Genomic DNA, 12,356 nt, shown 5'->3' on the forward strand with positions numbered 1-12,356 from the left:
GGATTAACGCGGTCACTGTGGGAGGGGCGGTACGACGATTCGACTTGCTCCCGATGGACTGCGTAGCAGGCCCATTTTTGAGGCCGCTGCGCGGCCTATCGGGAGCAAGTCGAATCGTCGCACCGCCCCTCCCACAATTTATTCATCGCCCGCTTTATCGCTTAACTGACTGGCATTAGGGCAAGCCCGCTCACTACGAGGCTTCGGTGTAGCGGTTGGTTGGTACTTGCAGGCCCAGGTTGTCGCGCAACGTATGGCCGCTGTACTCGGTGCGGAACAACCCGCGCTGTTGCAGCACCGGCACCACCCATTCGGTGAAGGATTGCAAGCCGTCCGGCAGGAGCGAATTGATGATGAAACCGTCGCTGGCACCGGTCTCGAACCAGGTCTGGATCGCATCGGCAACTTGCTCCGGGGTGCCGACGAAATCACGCTTGGGCCGCGAGAAGCGCAGCGCCACTTCGCGCAGGGTCAGGCCCTCGTCCCTGGCCCATTGCTTGATGCGGTCGGAGCCGCCTTTCTGGCTGTTGGAGCCCAGGTCACCGAGCTCCGGGAAGGCGGCGTCCAGCGGGTATTGGCTGAAATCGTGGTCGTTGAACGGGCGGCCGAGGGCGACGATGGCGTCTTCCACGCTGACCAGATCAACAGCCTGCTGATAACGGCTTTCCACCTCGGCGGCATCGCGCCCGATGATCGGGCGGATGCCCGGCAGAATCGCCAGGCTGTCGGCATCGCGGCCAAAGCTTTCGGCGCGCCGCTTCAGATCCTGGGTATAGGCCAGGCCATCCTCGAGGCTCTCCACATGTACAAAAATCGCATCGGCATGCTGTGCGGCGAAGTTACGCCCGTCTTCCGAGGTGCCCGCCTGGAAAATCACCGGCTGGCCCTGGTTCGAGCGGGCGATGTTCAGCGGGCCTTTGACCGAGAAAAACTCGCCTTTATGGTTCAGCGCATGCAGCTTGCCTGGGGTGAAAAACTCGCCGCTCTGCTTGTCATAGACAAAGGCGTCATCTTCCCAGGAGTCCCACAGACCCTTGACCACGTTGAGGTGTTCCTTGGCGATGCGGTAGCGCACGGCATGCGGCGGATGCTCGGCTTTGCCGAAGTTGTCGGCGGTGCCGCTGAGCCACGAGGTGACGACGTTCCAGCCGGCACGGCCGCCGCTGATATGGTCCAGGGAGGCAAACTGGCGCGCCACCTGGAAGGGCTCGGTGTAGCTGACGGTCACCGTCGCCACCAAACCGATATGGGTGGTCTGTGCCGCCAGTGCCGAGAGGAGGGTCAGCGGCTCGAAACGGTTGAGGTAATGCGGGCTGGATTTGGCATGAATGTGCAGGCTGTCGGCGATAAATACAAAGTCGAACTTGGCACGTTCGGCCAGCGCGGTCTGCTGCTGGTAGAAGCCGAAATTCGTACTGGCATTGGGTTGCGCCTGCGGGTGGCGCCATTCGCCCCAGCCGTGGCCGACACCATGGACCATGGCGCCCAGTTTCAAATGGCGTGGCTTGAATTGACGTGGCTTGCTCATGTGCGGCTCCTGGCTCAGCGCGAGGCTTGGGAAGTGGGGAAGCGGGTGGCGTTGAAGCTCCTGTCGAACCCCTGGGATACGTCGATGCGTCGGGGGAGCAGGCCCTCTTTCTGATAGGTATCGGCCGTGGCTTGCAGGCCACTGATCACCGAATCGTCGATGGCGACCGGGCTCAGGTGCGTGTCTTTGGCCACTTCCACATGCACGGCCAACGGCAGGCCGGTGATTTTGGCCTGGGCGGCGGCGTATTCATCAGGGTGTGCGTTGGCCCAGGCATAGGCGCGGTCGACGCGAGCGACAAAGTCGTCCAACTGCACACGCTTGTCGGCGATCGCCTGGCTGGTCGCCGCGAAGTACAGGTGATTGCTCAGCAACTGATTGCCGCTGACCAATACGCGGGCCTGGCTTTGCGAGGTGACCACGGTGGTGTAGGGATCCCAGGTGGCCCAGGCGTCGACCGTACCGTTATCCAGCACCAGGCGGGACTCACTGGGCAGCAGGAAAATGAACTGCACATCCTGGGTGGTCAGGCCGGCACCGGCCAGGGCCTTGATCGCCAGGTAATGGCCGATGGAGCCGCGCCCGGTGACGATCTTCTTGCCCTTGAGGTCGGCCACCGTCTTGATCGGCGAGTCTTTGGGCACCAGCAGGGCGGTGGTGTTACGCCCTTCGGCGTGGATGATGCTGACCACCTTGAGCGACGCACCGGCCCCCAGGGCGAACACATACGGCGCATCGCCGAGCGCACCCACATCCACGGCACCGGCATTCAGCGCTTCACCCAAAGGCGAGGCGGAGGGGAACTCCGACCATTGGATGGCGTAGGGCACATTGCGCGTTTCACCGGAGGCTTCCAGTAGCGCCTTGATCGTGGATTTCTGGTTGGCAACACGCAGGGGTTGCAGGTCGGCGGCGGCGACTATGCCAGCCAGCCCCAGGGTCAAGGCGGTGCCCAGCAGCAGGCGTTTAAAGACGAGGGTCAAGACCATGGGATACAGGCTCCAGGCAGATCAGAATAAGGGTTCGGCTACCTCCGCCTGGAGAAGGGGTCGGTGAGGAGTTAACGTTATTCCCATAAAAACCTGCTGTGAAGTTCTTTTTGGTTATATGTTAATTATTAAAAAAAGTGATTATTTGAGTTTGTAAATATTCTTAATGTGCATTTATTGTCGGCGCGCGTGGGGTGTGATGGAGGGAGGTGAGCCTTGCATGCGAGGATGCCCCGAAGCAGAATCCGCAGCTTTCCAGGGACTCGCACAACAAGGATATCCATGCCGTTGAACACGCTATTCATCGTTTCGCTGGGGCTTTTAGCGCTGGCGCAAACATCACTCGCCTGCGCGGAGAATGCCAATGGCAAAAACCTCTATTTCCAGAGGTGCGCCATGTGCCATGGCGCCGATATCAAGGGAACGGGGCCGCTGGCCAATAAAAGCACGCCGCCCACGCCCGATCTCACCACCCGCGCTTTCAAGAAGCGCCTCAGTGATTACCCGGGCGTTATCGTCGCGTCGGTCATCCTTCGCCCCAATGGCGACCTGATTCCCAGGACTTTGCGAGAGAACGGCGTCAAGATTGCGCCGTTCGCTTGGGGGGTTAAGGACTTTCGCGACTTGAATCAGTACATGACGGATGTGATTTCGAAAGCCCAGTGAGGGGGGCTCAGATCACATAGAACCCATGGGTGCCGTCACGCGCCAATTGCGCCACCAGGCCGAACTCCCAATCCAGATACGCCTGCATGGCTTCCTTGGGGTTGTCGGTGCCCTCATACGGTCGGCGATAGCGGTCGATACGCGGTGAGGCCAGGTGGGTTTCGCCTTCTTCCAGCGGCAGTTGCGCATTGATCCAGCCAGCGGTGCCGTCTTGCAGCAGGAACACTTGCTTGCCGGTGATGGCCTCGACTTCAGCCACTGCCAGGCGCGCCAATTGGCTGCTGCCGCAGGTCAATACGTAGCGTTGGGCACTGGGGACCTTGGCCAGGGCCTGGGGCAATTGTGCGCGCAGCACCCACCAGGCCCTCGGAATGTGGCGTTTGACGTAGTTGGCGCTGGCGGTGAAATCCAGTACCACGGTATCGCCCTGGTCCAACCAGTCGGCGAGGGTGTGAGGGCTGATCAATTCGGCCTGGGGCGGCGCAGGTACGGGGGCGACCCACGCACCTTGTTCGCTGAGATCGGACGCTTGCACATCATCCAGCACATGCACCTCCCAGCCCATTTGAGCGAGCCAGGATGCAGACATATTGGCGCGCACGCCATCGTCATCCACCAGTACCAAACGCGCCCCGCGGACGCTGGCGACATGGTCGGTTTCCTGCACCAACTGGCCACCCGGCGTGGAGCGTGCGCCCGGTAGATGGCCGGCTTCGAATTCTTCCGGGGTACGTACATCGAACAGGTAAGTGGTGCGCGCGGGTTGCTGCTGCCAGCGGTGCAGGTCTGCCAAGGTGGCGCGGCCGACGCGAGCCTTGTCGGCGACGCGGCGTGCCGCCTGGGCTGCTGCCTGGCGATGCTCTTCGCTGGTCGGCGCAAAGCGGCGTGACTGGCCATGGGCAAGCTTCTGCCCGGCCAGGGTCCAGCCGATGGTGCCATTACGCAGGGCCGAGACCGGGTTGGCCACGCCGGCATTGATCAGCGACTGGGTGCCGATAATGCTGCGGGTGCGCCCGGCACAGTTGACGATGATGCGCGTGGCGGGATCGGGGGCCAACTCGCGGGCGCGCAGTACCAGTTCGGCACCCGGTACGCTGATACCGGTGGGAATGCTCATGGTCTGGTATTCATCGAAGCGGCGTGCGTCGAGCACCACTATATCGGCCTGGCTGTCGAGCAGGGCCTGCACGTCTTCGGCGGCCAGGGACGGCGTATGGCGTTCGCTTTCCACCAGTTCGCCAAAGGCTTTGCTGGGCACGTTCACGTCGATAAACAACTCGCCACCGGCTCGGCGCCAACCGTCGAGGCCGCCGTCGAGCAGGCTGACCTGGGTGTAGCCCAGCGCAACCAGGCGCTCGGCGGCGCGGGCGGCCAGGCCTTCGCCATTGTCGTAGACGGTGACCGGGGTATCGCGCCGTGGAATACGCGAATACACCTCCAGCTCCAGTTTGGACAACGGGATATTCGCGGCGAACAACGGGTGGGCTTGGGCAAACGGCGCTTCTTCACGCACGTCGATCAGGGCGACTTCTTCACGGTCCAACAGCGCCTGGCGAATCCGGGCGAAGCTTGCAGTCGATACGGTGCTCATAGGGCAGGGCTCTTTTCTTTGGACAAATCCCAGATGTTCGGGAGGAAGGCGTTGGAGTAACCGGAGATAAACAGTTTCTCGCTGCCGTCGGGCTGGTACACCGCGCGGCGCACGGCACCGATGTTGGCGCCGTACACGTGAATGCTGATCGACACCTGGTCGCGGTAGGCGTTGCTGACCTGATGAATATCGCCGACCTTGGGCGACACCGCCTCGACCTGGCCTGGCACCAATTGAAGCGGCTTGCCTGCGGGCTTCAGGCTGCCATCGGCGGCGCGTTCGAACCCCTGGGAATACTCAGCGCCGCGCAACATACCGATCAGCCCCCACACCCGATGGTCATGAATCGGCGTGCTTTGCCCCGGCCCCCATACAAAGCTGACGATGCTGAAGCGCTGGCGCGAATCGGCATGCAGCAAAAACTGCTGATAGCGCTCGGGGTCGGGTTGCGCGAAGTCATCAGGGAGCCAGTCATCATGGCTGACCAGGGATGCCAGAAGCTTGCCACCCCGGTGCAGCAAGTCGCCTTCGCGAGGGTGGCCGTCGATCAATTCCGCCAGGGCGCCTATGAAGGCTCTGAGTCTTTCGGGGTGCTTGGCCTGGGTCATGACAACTCCATCCTGTGGTCGCTGGTGATGGTTTTATATAAGCATAATATCTACGCTTAATATGCTATTTATTAATGATTAGCTTATAGCTGAAGGTAATTTAGAACTGGTCCGAATAGCGTTAGACGTTATTGATTACAGCCTGGGCTATCCAGGCAACGCGCCTGCAACTATGCTTCCCACACATCTTAATGACGCTTCTCTATGTGCGACCCAAATGAAAATTGACGATATCGATGCCTTTGTCGAAGTGATTCGTTGCCAGTCCATCAGCCACGCCGCCGAGTCGTTGCAACTGACCCAGCCGGCCATCACCCGCCGCGTGCAGAACTTTGAGCAGGCGCTGGGCGTGGAGCTGTTCGACCGCAACACCAAGCCACTCAAGCCTACGCTGATCGGCACCCGGGTTTATGAACAATGCCGGTTGATCCTGCGCGAGATGGATGCCCTGCGCGAATTGGTGGCCACCGACGCACCGCCCAGCGGCGTGTTGCGCCTGGGCGTGCCGCAGACCCTCGGCGACGTGGTGTTGCTGGACGCGCTCAAGCAGTTGCGCAGCGACTACCCCGACCTGCGGGCCCAAGTCGCCACCGGCTGGGGTAGCCAGTTGGTCGGCAAGATCGAGCGCGGCGAACTGGATGCCGCGGCCGCGTTGTTTCCGGCTGGCAAGATCTTCCCTGACAACATCGTCGGCGAGTCCATCGGCAAGATGGAGTTGGTGGTGGTGTGCGCCAAGGCCCAATTGCCGAAAAAGCCGGGCAAGTTGGCGGATGTGTACCAGAGCGGCTGGATTCTCAACCCTGATGGCTGTGGTTTTCGCGCCGGTTTGCAGCGCACCTTGTCCGACCAGGGCCTGGCGTTGCGGGTGAACCTGGAAACCTTCGGCACCGAGCTGCAACTGGGCCTGGTGGCGGATGGCTTGGGCTTGGGCCTGGTGCCGCGCCCCTTGTTGGAGCGCAGCGCTCACCGCGAGCAATTGGCGGTGATGCCACTCAAGGATTTCAAGCCGGTGATGGATCTGTGGCTGATCTATCCGCACTTCCTGGGCAACCTGCAGGGGCCGGTGGATGCGTTCGGCAAGTGGGTGGCGGCCTCGCTGCAGAAGATCCGAGCGGCGGCATGATATGAAAAAAAATAATAATTAGCTTAGATTAAAATGTGCTTTTTATTATTTTTCGGCATCCCCTAGGCTGCCTGGACGTCCTTAAGGCCATCCAGGAAGTTTGCCATGAGCAGCGTTACCTCTATCTCCAGCGTGTCCAACACGGTTCGTCAACGCGTGACTCCAGAAGAGTGGGAGGTACGCGTCAAGTTGGCCGCGGCCTATCGCCTGGCGGCGCTGTACAAGTGGACCGACCACATCTACACGCATTTCTCCGCCCGCGTGCCGGGGCCGGATGAGCATTTCCTGATCAATGCCTTCGGTTTGCTGTTCGATGAAATCAGCGCGTCCAACCTGGTCAAGGTCGACCTCGACGGCACTCTTGTCGACGACCCGACAGGGCTGGGCATCAACTACGCCGGCTACGTGATCCATAGCGCGATCCACGGCGCGCGGCCGGATTTGCAGGCGGTGCTGCACACTCACACCCGCGACGGCATTGCGGTGTCGGCGCAAAAGAATGGCTTGCTGCCGATTTCCCAGCATTCCATCGCGTTCTCCGGGCGCGTGGCGTACCACGGGTATGAAGGCGTGGCGTTGGACCTGGACGAGCGCGAGCGGCTGGTGGCGGACCTGGGCGACAAGAGTGTGATGATCTTGCGTAATCACGGGCTGCTGACGGCTGGCGTGAGTGTCGAGCATGCGTTCCAGCAACTGCAAAGCTTGGAGCGTGCGTGCAATATCCAGATCGCGGCGCAGGCGGCGGGGAATGAAGAACTGATATTTCCGCCCGCAGAGGTGGTGGCCAAGGTGGAGGAACAGGCCAAGGTGTTCAGCAACGGTGAAGGCCCGGGCGTTGCGCGGCATTGGAATGCGTTGATCCGGCAGTTGGAGCGCAGCGATACCGACTACAAGAACTGATCTTTGAGCTAAGTGATAACAAAATGTGGGAGGGGGCTTGCTCCCGATGGTGGTGTATCAGTCATACATCGGCTGACTGATACACCACCATCGGGAGCCAGCCCCTCCGGGCTTTATGTATTACGCGACTTGCTGCGTTCGTTGCGCGACCAACTGACGGGTGAGGGGGATCAAGCGCTTGCCGTAGTCAATCGCATCATTGAGCGGATCAAACCCACGGATCAGGAACGTGGTAATGCCCAGATCGTAGTAATCCAGCAAGGCTTCGGCGACCTGTTCAGGCGTGCCCACCAACGCTGTCGAGTTGCCCTGCGCACCCAGCAAGCCGGCGATCCCGGTCCACAAGCGCTTGTCCAGTCGTGCCCCTTGTGCCGCCGCCGCCAGCAACCGACGGGAGCCTTCATTCGGGGGTTCGCGGCGTACAAAGCCAGTCTGCTCGGCCAGTGCCGTGGCCTGCTGCAAGATGCTTTCGGCACGTGCCCAGGCGGCCTCTTCGGTTTCGGCGAGGATCGGCCGCAGCGACAGACTGAAGCGAATCGTACGCCCGTGCCTGGCCGCTTCCGCACGCACCTGGGCCACGGTTTCGCGCACCTGCTCGTAGGTTTCACCCCAGAGCGCATACACGTCGGCATGTTTGCCCGCCACCGCGATCGCCGCCGCAGAGGAGCCGCCAAAGTACAACGGAATATGCGGCTGCTGCGGCGATTTCACCGAGGAGTGTGCGCCTTCGACCTGATAGTAGGTGCCGGCGAAATCGAAGGGGGTTTCGCTCGTCCATTCCTGGCGCACCACACTCAGGTATTCGTCGGTGCGCGCGTAGCGCTCGTCCTTGCCGATATGGCTGCCGTCGGCACGCAGTTCGCGGTCGTCGCCGCCGGTGATGATATGCACGGCGGTGCGTCCGCCGTTGAATACATCCAGGGTGGCGAACTGGCGAGCGGCCAGTGTGGGTTGGGCAAAGCCCGGGCGATGGGCGATGAGGAACTGCAGCTTTCGAGTGACGCTGGCGGCATGGGAGGCAATCAGCGTGCTGTCCGGGCTGTTGGAATGGAAGGCCACCAGGGCGCGGTCGAAACCCGCCTCCTCGTGGGCGCGGGCCACGGTTTCGACATACTCGGGTTGCAGCACCGGGCCGCTGCGCGGGTGGATTTCGGAGGCGTGATGGCCGCCGATATAGCCGATGAATTCGATGCTCATGGTCACTCCTTGTTGGGTTGGGGTTCAACACCTCCACCGGGCAAGGGGTCGGTTATCCGGGTCAAAAGTAGGGCGGGGAGCGCGCCTTGTAAAATGCCGATTGGTTCTAACCTAATTATTAAAGAGTAGAATTACTCTGTATTGTGTTTATCAGTAATTTGCATTTTATCGGTGTCAGGCAGGCGCATCCGCCAGCGCAATGCTCGGCTGCTCGACATTGCCGCCGGCCCCCATGCGGTCGGCCAGGTAACGCGCCGGCGGTTGGCCCACGGCCTTGCGGAACATGGTGATAAAGCCACTGGCGTTTTCATAACCCAGGTCCAGCGCCACCGTTTGCACGCTGTCGCCCTTGGCCAGGCGTTGCAGGGACAAAATCACGTGTAACTGGCGGCGCCAGCGACCAAAACTCAAACCCAGTTCCTCCAGCAACAAGCGCGTCATGCTGCGCTCACTCATGCCGATGCGGACGGCCCATTGGCCGAGGCTGGATTTGTCAGCGGGATCAGCCAGCAGGCTGTCGGCCAGGCGGCGCAGCCTCAGGTCCTGGGGCATGGGTAAGTGCAGGTCTTCGATGGGCGCTTCGGCCAGTTCGTCGAGCAACGTATTGATCAGGCGCCCCTGGGCACCGTCGACGTCGTACAGCGGCGGGAAACTCACCGCCTTGCTGATCAACTCGTGCAACAGCCGCGACACCGCCAGGGTGCAGCACTGTTCAGGCAAGGCGTGGGCGGCGTCCGGGTCGATCAACAAGCAATAAATCTGTGCTTCACCCGACCCGCGTGCCGCGTGAAAGGTGCCGCCGGGAATCCACAGGGCGCACTGCGGCGGCACGATCCAGATACCGGCTTCGATCTCGCAGTGGATGACCCCGCGCAAGGTGTACATCAACTGGCCTTTGCGGTGGGCATGCTGCTGATGTTCCCAGGTGGCCGAGGTGCTGCTGGCGCCCACCCCCACCACGGCGCGAGGGAAAATGTCGGCGTCCCTGGACATCGAAGGGTCGTGCATATCAAGGCGGTGGTGTCTCATGGCGGGCTTGGCACATTGGCTGAATTGCGAAATAGTTTGGCTATTCTGTGCAATGCCGTCCAGTACTTGGCGCTCTATGATGAGAGTCACTCTCATTAAGGTGAGTTTTAAGGAGCAATGCCATGCGACTCGACAGTTCAACATTTCCCATCGTCAAAATCGTTTTCGATGCCCCCAACGATGGCGGGCCGGAGGATGCCTTCCTGGTTTTCGAAGGCCTGCTCGCTCGCCGGCAACCGTTCCTGCTGCTGCACGAAAAGGCCGTGGACGAGAACAACTATGAGCACTCCCACGAAGAGCGCAAGCTTGCGTCCCTCTGGATGAAGAAGAACAAGCCGGCGCTGCAGGCGTTCGTCAGAGGCATGATCCAGGTGGAACCCAGCGCGGCCAAGCGCCTGGCGCTCAAGCCGTTTACCGTGACATTCGGCAAGGCTTGGGGTTACCCGTTGCTGGTGGTGGAATCCAGGGACCGGGCCTGGGCGCTGGCGCGGGATGTGCTGGATGAAGAGGTGTCGGATGTGGCGCATTTTTGAGGGCGTGCCGGCTGGCCTGTGGCGTGGGGGTAGCTCCCTTGCCACAGGCATTTCAGGTATTCTCCGCGCCCCGCTTATCACCGATTCCAAGAAAGATGACAGGACAAGACATGCAGGCGCTGCTGGAGTCGATTCTCGACGAAGTACGCCCCCTGATCGGCCTCGGCAAAGTCGCCGACTACATCCCCGCGTTGGCCGACGTGCCCGCCAACCAACTCGGCATTGCGGTATACGGCAACGACGGCTCGGCCTACTGCGCCGGTGATGCCCACACCCTGTTCTCGGTGCAGAGCATTTCCAAGGTCTTCAGCCTGGTCCAAGCCATCGATCACGGCGGTGAAACCATCTGGGAACGCCTGGGCCATGAGCCTTCCGGGCAACCGTTCAACTCGCTGGTACAGCTGGAATTCGAACGCGGCCGCCCACGCAACCCCTTTATCAATGCGGGTGCGCTGGTGATTTGCGACATCAACCAATCGCGGTTTGCCGTGCCGATTCTGTCGATGCGAGACTTTGTACGACGCCTGTCGGGCAACCCGCAGATCCTGGTCAACAGCATCGTCGCCGACTCCGAAGCCCAACACGGCGCCCGCAACGCGGCCATGGCCTACCTGATGAAATCCTTCGGCAACTTCCACAACGACGTGGACGCCGTACTGCACAGTTACTTCAACTATTGCGCGCTGCAGATGAGCTGCCTGGATTTGGCCAAGGCATTCAGCTTCCTGGCTAACGAAGGTACCAGTGCCCACAGCGGCGAGCAGATCCTGACCGCACGCCAGACCAAGCAGGTCAACTCGATCATGGCCACCAGCGGGCTGTATGACGAGGCGGGTAACTTTGCTTATCGCGTGGGTTTGCCGGGCAAGAGCGGGGTGGGTGGCGGGATCGTCGCCGTCGTGCCGGGGCAGTTTACGGTGTGCGTATGGTCGCCGGAGTTGAATGCAGCGGGGAATTCGCTGGCGGGGATGAAGGCGCTGGAGTTGTTGAGTGAGCGGATTGGGTGGTCGGTGTTTTGAGTCGTAGAGCTCGTCCCCACGCTCCGCGTGGGAACGCATCCCGTGACGCTCCGCGTCACCATTGCGCGTGATTCGAACCTCGTACTAACCGACGGGACGCGGAGCGTCCCAGGCGGCATTCGCACGCGGAGCGTGGGAACGATCATGCGTAACCGCGTAAGGCGCCTGTCGGCCAAGATCGTCCCCACGCTCCGCGTGGGAACGCATCCCGTGACGCTCTGCGTCACCACTGCGCGTGATTCAACCTCGTACTAACCGACGGGACGCGGAGCGTCCCAGGCGGCATTCCCACGCAGAGCGTGGGAACGAGCTGTTACCTCAGGCCTTACGTTTTACAAACAGATCCACCATCAAGAACAGCGCCCCGGCGGTAATCGCAATATCTGCGATATTGAACACCCCGGTATGCGTCGGCCCCACGTTCAACACCAGGTAGTCAACGACATGACCGTCGCGAAAGACACGGTCGATCAAGTTGGCGATACCACCGAGGGCAATGGCATAAAGCGGCAAGACTTTACGCAGGGGTTGGCTCCAGTTGGACAGCGACCACCCCATCGCCCAGGCCACCACGACGGCAACCCCCACGATAAAAACCAGTTGTTTGACCTGAGGGGGGAGGGCCGCGCCCAGGCTCAGGAATGCGCCGGGATTCAGGCTCAGCTCCAACGCAAGGTTGAACGGGGTGGAGCCGATTTTGAAACTGTTGGCTTGTAGTGAAACCAAAGCCAACAGTTTCACCAACTGGTCCACGGCAATAAAGGTGATGCCGGCGAGGAGGGCGAAGGTGCGGCCTCGCAGTAGGGACGATGTGCTCAAGCGGTAACTTCCTGTTCCGGGTCTGTCGGGAGGGCGCCCGAAGATAGCTCAGGCGCCTGGTGCCGTCTACGCTCACGCCGCTAGGTGAGTGAGATCGTCCCCACGCTCTGCGTGGGAACGCATCCCGTGACGCTCTGCGTCACCATTGCGCGTGATTCGAACCTCGTACTAACCGACGGGACGCGGAGCGTCCCAGGCGGCATTCCCACGCAGAGCGTGGGAACGATCATGGTAGGTGTTTTGAGTTGTTGAGCTCGTTCCCACGCTCTGCGTGGGAATGCATCCCGTGACGCTCTGCGTCACCATTGCGCGTGATTTAAACCTCGTACTAACCGATGGGACGCGGAGCGTCCC

General features: G+C 61.2%; 12 protein-coding genes. 5 read left to right on the forward strand and 7 right to left on the reverse strand.

Annotated features, from left to right (window positions below):
- Nucleotides 1-193: 193 nt before the first annotated feature.
- Both JBE38_RS23370 and JBE38_RS23375 read right to left on the reverse strand, forming a co-directional pair.
- Nucleotides 194-1,528, reverse strand: coding sequence for an LLM class flavin-dependent oxidoreductase (locus tag JBE38_RS23370; protein WP_205345228.1), 1,335 nt, complete (start codon nt 1,526-1,528; stop codon nt 194-196).
- Nucleotides 1,529-1,542: 14 nt separating this feature from the next.
- Nucleotides 1,543-2,517 (reverse strand): ABC transporter substrate-binding protein, encoded by a 975-nt coding sequence (locus tag JBE38_RS23375; protein WP_205345229.1) that lies wholly within the window; start codon nt 2,515-2,517, stop codon nt 1,543-1,545.
- Nucleotides 2,518-2,799: 282 nt separating this feature from the next.
- Here JBE38_RS23375 and JBE38_RS23380 point away from each other — a divergent pair, with 282 nt between their 5' ends.
- A complete protein-coding gene (locus JBE38_RS23380) occupies nt 2,800-3,183 on the forward strand; it encodes a c-type cytochrome (RefSeq protein WP_126851393.1) in 384 nt (127 codons plus the stop codon).
- Between the two features lie 7 nt (nt 3,184-3,190).
- On the opposite strand, the gene JBE38_RS23385 is transcribed toward JBE38_RS23380, so the two are convergent.
- Together JBE38_RS23385 and JBE38_RS23390 are read right to left on the reverse strand one after the other, a co-directional pair.
- The gene (locus JBE38_RS23385) at nt 3,191-4,774 is read right to left on the reverse strand and encodes a rhodanese-related sulfurtransferase (RefSeq protein ID WP_205345230.1); all 1,584 of its coding nucleotides are present in this window, start codon (nt 4,772-4,774) and stop codon (nt 3,191-3,193) included.
- Nucleotides 4,771-5,382, reverse strand: a complete 612-nt coding sequence (locus JBE38_RS23390) for a cysteine dioxygenase family protein (protein WP_205345231.1) — start codon at nt 5,380-5,382, stop codon at nt 4,771-4,773. The genes JBE38_RS23385 and JBE38_RS23390 overlap by 4 nt, the downstream gene beginning before the upstream one ends.
- Before the next feature lie 217 nt (nt 5,383-5,599).
- Here JBE38_RS23390 and JBE38_RS23395 point away from each other — a divergent pair, with 217 nt between their 5' ends.
- Together JBE38_RS23395 and JBE38_RS23400 are read left to right on the forward strand one after the other, a co-directional pair.
- Nucleotides 5,600-6,505: a LysR family transcriptional regulator gene (locus tag JBE38_RS23395; RefSeq protein ID WP_205345232.1), complete on the forward strand. Its 906-nt coding sequence runs from the start codon at nt 5,600-5,602 to the stop codon at nt 6,503-6,505.
- Between the two features lie 105 nt (nt 6,506-6,610).
- The gene (locus tag JBE38_RS23400) at nt 6,611-7,405 is read left to right on the forward strand and encodes a class II aldolase/adducin family protein (RefSeq protein ID WP_104993415.1); all 795 of its coding nucleotides are present in this window, start codon (nt 6,611-6,613) and stop codon (nt 7,403-7,405) included.
- A 120-nt stretch (nt 7,406-7,525) separates the two neighbouring features.
- Here the strand turns inward: JBE38_RS23400 and JBE38_RS23405 are convergent, their stop codons facing one another.
- Both JBE38_RS23405 and JBE38_RS23410 read right to left on the reverse strand, forming a co-directional pair.
- Entirely contained in the window at nt 7,526-8,602 is a 1,077-nt protein-coding gene (locus tag JBE38_RS23405; protein ID WP_198761947.1) for an LLM class flavin-dependent oxidoreductase, read from the reverse strand.
- 174 nt (nt 8,603-8,776) lie between these two features.
- Nucleotides 8,777-9,631, reverse strand: a complete 855-nt coding sequence (locus JBE38_RS23410; protein WP_205345233.1) for an AraC family transcriptional regulator — start codon at nt 9,629-9,631, stop codon at nt 8,777-8,779.
- 122 nt (nt 9,632-9,753) lie between these two features.
- Between JBE38_RS23410 and JBE38_RS23415 the strand changes: the two genes are divergently transcribed.
- On the forward strand, nt 9,754-10,164 hold the full coding sequence (locus JBE38_RS23415; RefSeq protein ID WP_060755298.1) for a hypothetical protein: 411 nt from the start codon (nt 9,754-9,756) through the stop codon (nt 10,162-10,164).
- A gap of 110 nt (nt 10,165-10,274) precedes the next feature.
- Complete coding sequence (glsB, locus tag JBE38_RS23420) at nt 10,275-11,183, forward strand: glutaminase B (RefSeq protein WP_090371624.1); 909 nt, start codon at nt 10,275-10,277, stop codon at nt 11,181-11,183.
- 318 nt (nt 11,184-11,501) lie between these two features.
- Here the strand turns inward: glsB and JBE38_RS23425 are convergent, their stop codons facing one another.
- Nucleotides 11,502-12,002 carry a signal peptidase II gene (locus JBE38_RS23425; protein WP_090371622.1) on the reverse strand — a complete coding sequence of 167 codons (501 nt, stop codon included), beginning with the start codon at nt 12,000-12,002 and terminating at the stop codon, nt 11,502-11,504.
- Nucleotides 12,003-12,356 lie beyond the last annotated feature (354 nt).

This window comes from Pseudomonas sp. ICBG1301, from assembly GCF_016918385.1.
In the GTDB taxonomy this organism is placed as follows: Bacteria; Pseudomonadota; Gammaproteobacteria; order Pseudomonadales; family Pseudomonadaceae; genus Aquipseudomonas; species Aquipseudomonas palleroniana.

Excerpts from the sequence above, each read along its gene's own strand:
- glsB (WP_090371624.1), top strand. The coding sequence starts at position 10,275 with ATGCAGGCGCTGCTGGAGTCGATTCTCGACGAAGTACGCCCCCTGATC.
- JBE38_RS23375 (WP_205345229.1), bottom strand. The coding sequence starts at position 2,517 with ATGGTCTTGACCCTCGTCTTTAAACGCCTGCTGCTGGGCACCGCCTTG.
- JBE38_RS23405 (WP_198761947.1), bottom strand. The coding sequence starts at position 8,602 with ATGAGCATCGAATTCATCGGCTATATCGGCGGCCATCACGCCTCCGAA.
- JBE38_RS23385 (WP_205345230.1), bottom strand. The coding sequence starts at position 4,774 with ATGAGCACCGTATCGACTGCAAGCTTCGCCCGGATTCGCCAGGCGCTG.
- JBE38_RS23380 (WP_126851393.1), top strand. The coding sequence starts at position 2,800 with ATGCCGTTGAACACGCTATTCATCGTTTCGCTGGGGCTTTTAGCGCTG.
- JBE38_RS23390 (WP_205345231.1), bottom strand. The coding sequence starts at position 5,382 with ATGACCCAGGCCAAGCACCCCGAAAGACTCAGAGCCTTCATAGGCGCC.
- JBE38_RS23400 (WP_104993415.1), top strand. The coding sequence starts at position 6,611 with ATGAGCAGCGTTACCTCTATCTCCAGCGTGTCCAACACGGTTCGTCAA.
- JBE38_RS23410 (WP_205345233.1), bottom strand. The coding sequence starts at position 9,631 with ATGAGACACCACCGCCTTGATATGCACGACCCTTCGATGTCCAGGGAC.
- JBE38_RS23415 (WP_060755298.1), top strand. The coding sequence starts at position 9,754 with ATGCGACTCGACAGTTCAACATTTCCCATCGTCAAAATCGTTTTCGAT.
- JBE38_RS23395 (WP_205345232.1), top strand. The coding sequence starts at position 5,600 with ATGAAAATTGACGATATCGATGCCTTTGTCGAAGTGATTCGTTGCCAG.
- JBE38_RS23370 (WP_205345228.1), bottom strand. The coding sequence starts at position 1,528 with ATGAGCAAGCCACGTCAATTCAAGCCACGCCATTTGAAACTGGGCGCC.